Annotated in this window: 6 protein-coding genes; 3 read left to right on the forward strand and 3 right to left on the reverse strand. The window is 71.9% G+C overall.

From position 1 onward, the window contains the following. The first annotated feature begins 56 nt into the window (after positions 1-56). Together ACZ7OY_RS25530 and ACZ7OY_RS25535 are read left to right on the forward strand one after the other, a co-directional pair. Positions 57-467: a RidA family protein gene (locus ACZ7OY_RS25530; protein WP_471913520.1), complete on the forward strand. Its 411-nt coding sequence runs from the start codon at positions 57-59 to the stop codon at positions 465-467. Between the two features lie 85 nt (positions 468-552). After that, positions 553-1326, forward strand: coding sequence for a hypothetical protein (locus ACZ7OY_RS25535; RefSeq protein ID WP_471913521.1), 774 nt, complete (start codon positions 553-555; stop codon positions 1324-1326). 52 nt (positions 1327-1378) lie between these two features. Here the strand turns inward: ACZ7OY_RS25535 and ACZ7OY_RS25540 are convergent, their stop codons facing one another. Beyond that, positions 1379-2734 (reverse strand): M14 family metallopeptidase, encoded by a 1356-nt coding sequence (locus tag ACZ7OY_RS25540; RefSeq protein ID WP_471913522.1) that lies wholly within the window; start codon positions 2732-2734, stop codon positions 1379-1381. 311 nt (positions 2735-3045) lie between these two features. Between ACZ7OY_RS25540 and ACZ7OY_RS25545 the strand changes: the two genes are divergently transcribed. Further along, complete coding sequence (locus ACZ7OY_RS25545; RefSeq protein ID WP_471913523.1) at positions 3046-3954, forward strand: anti-sigma factor RsbA family regulatory protein; 909 nt, start codon at positions 3046-3048, stop codon at positions 3952-3954. Positions 3955-3985: 31 nt separating this feature from the next. Here the strand turns inward: ACZ7OY_RS25545 and ACZ7OY_RS25550 are convergent, their stop codons facing one another. Together ACZ7OY_RS25550 and ACZ7OY_RS25555 are read right to left on the reverse strand one after the other, a co-directional pair. Further along, positions 3986-5257, reverse strand: coding sequence for a hypothetical protein (locus ACZ7OY_RS25550; protein WP_471913524.1), 1272 nt, complete (start codon positions 5255-5257; stop codon positions 3986-3988). 78 nt (positions 5258-5335) lie between these two features. Beyond that, positions 5336-5845 (reverse strand): SigE family RNA polymerase sigma factor, encoded by a 510-nt coding sequence (locus ACZ7OY_RS25555; RefSeq protein ID WP_471913525.1) that lies wholly within the window; start codon positions 5843-5845, stop codon positions 5336-5338. Between the last annotated feature and the right edge of the window lie 259 nt (positions 5846-6104).

A 6104-nucleotide genomic window follows, 5' to 3' on the forward strand; every position in this document is an offset into this window, starting at 1 on the left:
CATGACCACCCCCGCCGACCATCCCCGATGACCGCCCCCACGACGAAGGACCGTTGATGACGGACAAGACCGCCCTCACCCCGAAGACCCACAGCACCCCGCCCGCGCGGTTCTCGCACGGCGTCAGGAAGGGCAACATCCTCCAGGTCGCCGGCCAGGTCGGCTTCCTCCCCGCCGAGGAGGGCGAGCCGCCCACGCCGGCCGGCCCCACCCTGCGCGAACAGACCCTCCAGACCCTCGCCAACGTCCAGGCGGTCCTTCAGGAGGGCGGCGCGAGCTGGGAGGACGCGATGATGATCCGGGTCTATCTGACGGACGTCGACCACTTCGCCGAGATGAACCGGATCTACAACGCCTACTTCGAGGAGCAGGGCCTCACCCAGCCGCCCGCGGCCCGTACGACCGTCTACGTCGGCCTGCCGGCCGGGCTGCTCGTCGAGATCGACGCCCTCGCCGTGCTCGACTGAGCACCGAGGGCGCCCAGAGCATCTTCGTATAACGAAGTTGGGGGCTGACTGTGTCCGGCACAGGATCGTCGACCATACTGCCCGCGTGGAGCAGCGCATAGGTTCGAGCAGCCAGCCCCTGGAGGGCGAGCCGTTGAAGGGCGCCGGATTCGACCCGGCCTTCATCCCCGGGCTCACGTCACCCCTGTCCACCAAGCCTGGCGTCGCCGGGTCGAAGGACACCGGACCGGCGGACGAGCCGGAGGAGACCGCGCCCGAGGAGAGCGAGCCGGAGGCGGCCGCGGACGCCACGGACGACGTGGCGGACGCCACGGACGATGAGGCGGAGGCCTCTTCGGACGCGCCCGGCACCGCCGAGGAGGAACCGGCCGTCGACGGCCCGGTCTTCGAGGCGTCCGACCGGCGCGCGCGGATCGTCGCCGACGCCCAGGGCATCCGCCTGAGCCTCGACGACCAGGCGTGCGAGTTCCGCTGGGACGAGATCGGGGCGGTGGAGACCGAGACCGCGCGCTTCGGCAGGCGGTTCACCGTCACGGTCCACACGCCCGACCGCCGCTGGTTCCCGATCGAGATCGAGGCGACGACCAGGGCGCGTTTCAAGGACTGGGAGGCCGAGCTGGACGCGGTCCTCGACGCCTACTTCGAGGACGGGGAACCCGAGGCGGTCGAAGAGGCCGAAGGGGCCGAAGAGGTCGAAGCGGCCGCCGACGTCGACGAGTTGTCCGAATCCAAGGCCGAATCCAAGGCCGACTCCGAGTCCGAGTCCGACGAGGACAAGGCGGAAGCCGGCAGGTCCGACGAGGCCGAGGCCGACGGCGAAGACGTCAAGAAGGACGAGTCCACCGCGTCGAAGTCCTGAGCCGATCCGGGGAGGTCCGGTGCGGTGACGTACCGGACCTCCCGCGGAGCGCTCAGGCGCAGTACTGCGCCTGCTTCCCGATCGACCGGTACATACAGTCCGCGTTCTCCAGGAGTTGGAGTACCGCGTCCCGGTTGCGCGAGGTCTCCCGCTCGATCACCTCGTCGGGCGGGTAGAAGCCGCCCGCGGAGCTCGACGTCGGGTACATCTCGAAGGTGAAGTCGAAGATCTTCTGGGTGCCCCAGAGATAGTCGTCGATCGTGCCGTCGGTGATGTACAGATCGCTGGACTGTTCGGCCGTGTAGCCGTTGCTGGCGGCCATCTTCTGCCCGACGGCCTTGAACGCGGCGGCGTCGTCCGCGGTCATCCCGGTGGCCGTGTCGTTGTACGTGTACCCGAACGGCCACAGCACCAGCTCGCTGTACGTGTGGAAGTCGATCCCGGCGGTGATCTGCTGCTTCCCGCCGACGATCCGGCCGCGTACGAAGTCGGCGACGACCTTCACCTCGGGCGCGGACTCGCCCGACGCGCCGCGGTAGGTCTCCGAGGAGGCCGATCCCGAAGAGCCGCCGCAGCAGCCCCACTTGTAGTTCCAGTTGCGGTTGAGGTCCGTACCGACGTACGAGGAACCGGAGTTGGGCTGACGGTTCTTGCGCCAGGAGCGGTAGGAGCCGGACGCGATGTCGTACTCGCCGCCGTCCGGGTTGAGGTCCGGCACGATCCAGATCTCGCGGTTGTTCACCATGTTGGTGATGCGGGAGTCGGAGCCGTAGCCCGCGCCGAGTTCGCGGAGCAGGTACAGCGCCATCTCCACCGTGAGGTGTTCGCGGGCGTGCTGGTGGAAGGTGAGGAGCACCTCCGGCTCGGACTCGTCGGTGGCCACGTTGTCGCTGACCTTGAGGGCGACGATGTCGCGGCCCTGGTACGACTTCCCGATCACCCGCTTGCTCATGATGGCCGGGTAGGCGGCCAGCCGCTGGTCGATCTCCGCCGTCGTCTCGGCGTAGTTGTGGTACTTCGAGTCGGCGGAGGGGAAGTCGTAGAGCCGCAGGCCGCCGGCCGAGGAGCGGTCGGGGGCCGAGCCCAGCGGGGAGACGTCGTAACCCTGTTGGCGCAGCCTGCCGATCTGGTCCGCGCGGCCGGAGACGACGACGCTCTCCGCGTCGGCCTCGTCGATGCTCACGCCGGCCGCGGCGATGGCGGTGCGCATGGCCGGGGTGCTGTGGCCGACGTGGACCTCGTACTGGCGGATGTCGTCGGAGGAGGGGGCCGCGGTGCGGGCGCTGTCGGCGGTGGCGGAGGTGGTCGTGGCCGCCACCGGCGCGGCGAGCGCGAGGGCCATCAGGGCCGCGAGCGCGGCGCCGTGCCTGCCGCTCCGGGCGCCCGGGCCGCGTAGGCGAAGTCGCATGAGATCTCCTTGTTTCTCCAGGGATTCCGGGGTCGCCGGAAGTGGGGAGTGGAGCCAGGGGGGTGGTCAGTGCGACGTGCTGGTGCGGGTGTGCCGCCCATCGTCGGCTCATGTCATGACCGGGTCAAGAGTGAGCCATGGATCGGCGACGTGAACCAGCCGGGAGGAAGCCGCGCAGTGTACGCGGGACCGGGTCGTGTGACGCGGTCCCCGGCAAAGAGCACCCGAGGGTGTGATCGGCACGTGCATAGGTGTGGGGCGCGCGGCGAGAGTGGGGCGTCCGCGCAAGGGGAGTCCAGCACGGGGGACCCATGAGCCGTACCCGACCCGCCGCCCCGGGGCCGTTCGACCACCGTATGGCGGTCTTCGGCTCGGACGACGACTTCGTCGCCGCCGCCCGTCCCTTCCTCGCCGAGGGCCTGTGCGCCCCGGGTGAACCGCCGCCCGTGGTGATCGCCGCCCCGGACAACCTGGAGGTGCTGCGCGAGACCCTCGGCGGCGACGCGCGCGAGGTCGGCTTCATCGAGCACACCGACTGGTACACCGGCTCCGCCGCCAACGCCGTCGCGCAGGGCGCCGGTTACCTCGCCGCCCACGCCGGGCCCGGCGGCCGCGTCCATCTGCTGATGGAGCCGGTGTGGGGCGGCCGGGCCGGGCGCTCGGTCCGCGAGAGCGCCGAGTGGATCCGCTACGAGGCGCTCGCCAACCTCGTCTTCGCGGCGATGGCCACGACCGTCCTGTGCGCCTACGACACCCGCACCGCCGGATCCGCCGTCGTCGCCGCGGCCCGGCGCGCCCACCCCGACACCGGGGTCTACGTGGACCCCGTGCGGCTGGCCGCCGAACTGGACGCCGTACCGCTGCCGCCGCCCTCGCCGGACGCGCGGCGGCTGCGCGGAGGCGTGGCCAAGAACGCCGTACGCGCCTGGGCCAGCGGCCGCGGACTGCCCCATGTGGACGCCGAGCTGTTCGCCGAGGCCGTCACCGAGGCCGCCGCCCTGGGCCCGGTCACCGGCGCCCTGCTGTGGGGCGAGGCGCCCGTCTGCGTCGCCGAACTGAGTCTGGCCCGCCGGGTCGACGACCCGCTGGCCGGCTTCCTGCCGCCGCCCGTCTCCGGACTCGAACCCGGCCAGGGGCTCTGGTTCGCCCGGCAGGTGTGCGCCTACGTCGACGTCCGCGACGCGGGCGCGGGCGCGACCGTACGGCTCCAGTACGTCTAGACGTACCGGAGCCGTCGGGCGGACGTCCCGCTCAGCCCAGCGTGCGCCACTTCGGGCTGAGGGCGATGGTCCGCAGCTGCTTCATCGTCAGGGCGGGGGTCGCCCGGGTGGCGTCGGTCTGCTGGCTGGCGGCGTTGAAGCCGCTGATCACCACCCGCAGGCCGTCGGTCCGCAGGGTGTCCACCGTCCACATCACGACCCCCGAGCCGCCCTTCTCGCCCGGCCCCTGACGGGAGGTGACGAGCGTGCCATCGGACAGTTTCTCCGCGCCCCCGAACAGCTCGCCGGCAAGGTCCTGCATGCCGGGCTGCACATTGATCTGGACGTAGCTGCGGCCCTTGCCGTCGTCGAGGACGAGGTAGGCGAACTGGGTGTCCTCCCCGCTCTTCGTCACCACCTTCATCCCCTTGGGCAGCAGCCCGGTGAGGGTCCGGACGATCGCCTTGCCGTCACCCGCCGGAGTGGCGGGATCGGCCGGCTCCTGCGGAACGGCCTGGGTGTCGGCGATCTCGCGCCACTCCTTGGCGGCCGCCAGTTCCGTCAGCCGGGCCACGGAGAGCGCGGGCTCCGGGCGGGTGACGGGGGAGCCCTTCTCGGCCGCCGCGTTCCACTCCCGCACGGCCACGTGCTGCCCCGACGGGGTGATCAGGTCCGCGGTCCACATCTTCGTGTCCTCGCGCTTGTCGGGGTACTCGTACCCCTGGAGGACCATGAGGACGGAGTCGTCCGCGAGGTGCGTCGTCGTGCAGGCGTCGAACAGGACGAAGACCCTGTCCGGGCACTGGGTCGTCTGCCGCGCCTGCTTGCCGCCCGGCCGCACCCGGTCCACCCCGACGGAGATCGCCGAGGCGCCCTTGCCGTCGTCGAAGACGACCTGCGCGGACGGCGGATACGGGCCGTCCGTGCCGCGCCCGTCCTGCCCGCTGAGCTTGCCCTCGGGGAGCAGCTTCTCCAGCGTGCGGATCATGTCGTCTCGGGAGAAGGCCGCGGACGCGGAGGTGGACTTGGACGCGGCCGGGCGCGGCTGGGAGGCCACCGACGACGGCTGCGCGGCGGACGTACCGCCCCACGGCGCCACCAGCGCGCCGCCCACGCCCACCAGGGCGATCCCGGCCACGCTGCCCACGACGGCGGTCCTGCGCAGCAGCTGGCGCCGCCGGCCGCGGGCCGCGCCGCCGGCCGCGAGCGCGGCCCGGTCGGTGTCGAAGGTGCCGCCGGTCTCCTGGAGTGCGGCGGAGAGCCGGTCCTCGAAGGGGTCGCCGGCGGGAACGCCGGACCGGTCGTCGTACGGGTCCACGGGCATGACGAACCACCTTTTCCGCGAGGTCTGGGGTGAAGTGGGAGGTGACGGTCGGAGCAGTCGGGGAAGGGTGGGGGGAGGTCAGGGGCGGGCGTAGGCGCCGACGTCCTCGCCGAGCAGTTCCCGCAGCCGGCCCAGGGCCCGTACGCACCGGGTGCGCACCGCCGCCGAGCTGGCGTTCATCGCGTCGGCGGTCTCCTGGATGGAGCGGTCCTCCCAGTAGCGCAGGACGATCACGGCGCGGTCCTTGGCGGGCAGCGTGCCGAGCGCCGACATCAGGGTGAGGCGCAGCGACGGGTCGGCGAGGGTGCCGTCCGCCCGGTCGGGCAGGACGTCCATGGCGCGCTCGGTGCTGCTGCGGCGCCGCTGGTGGGCGAGGAACGTACGGGTGAGGACGGTCTGCGCGTAGGCGGCGGGGTTGTCGGCCCGGGAGACCCGGCCCCAGCGGGTGTAGAGGCGGCCGAGGGTGTCCTGCACCAGGTCCTCGGCGAGATGGGTGTCCCCGGCGGTGAGCAGGCAGGCGGAGCGGTACAGATGTCCGGCGCGTGCCGCCGCGAACTCCGCGTACTCCTGCGCACGGACCTGCCTCATGTGTGCCCCCCGGTCGTGGTTCCCGCCTGCGCCGTGCTGCCCTCACCTCATTGATGCGGTGGGGTACGGGAAATGTTTCAGAGCCGACGCACCGACAACTGAGACCTGGCTCACAGCAAGGCGGGCGGGTGCGCGGGGTCGTGGACGCGAAAGAGCCGGGGCGGGGGGAAAAGGGGGGGGGGGGGGGTGGGGTAAACCGGATGCCCCCCGGGTCGCCACAGCCCTTTTGTTTCCCCCGGGGGAGTGTGCTCATCGGGCC

It is taken from the genome of Streptomyces sp. NPDC107559 (genome assembly GCF_055657365.1).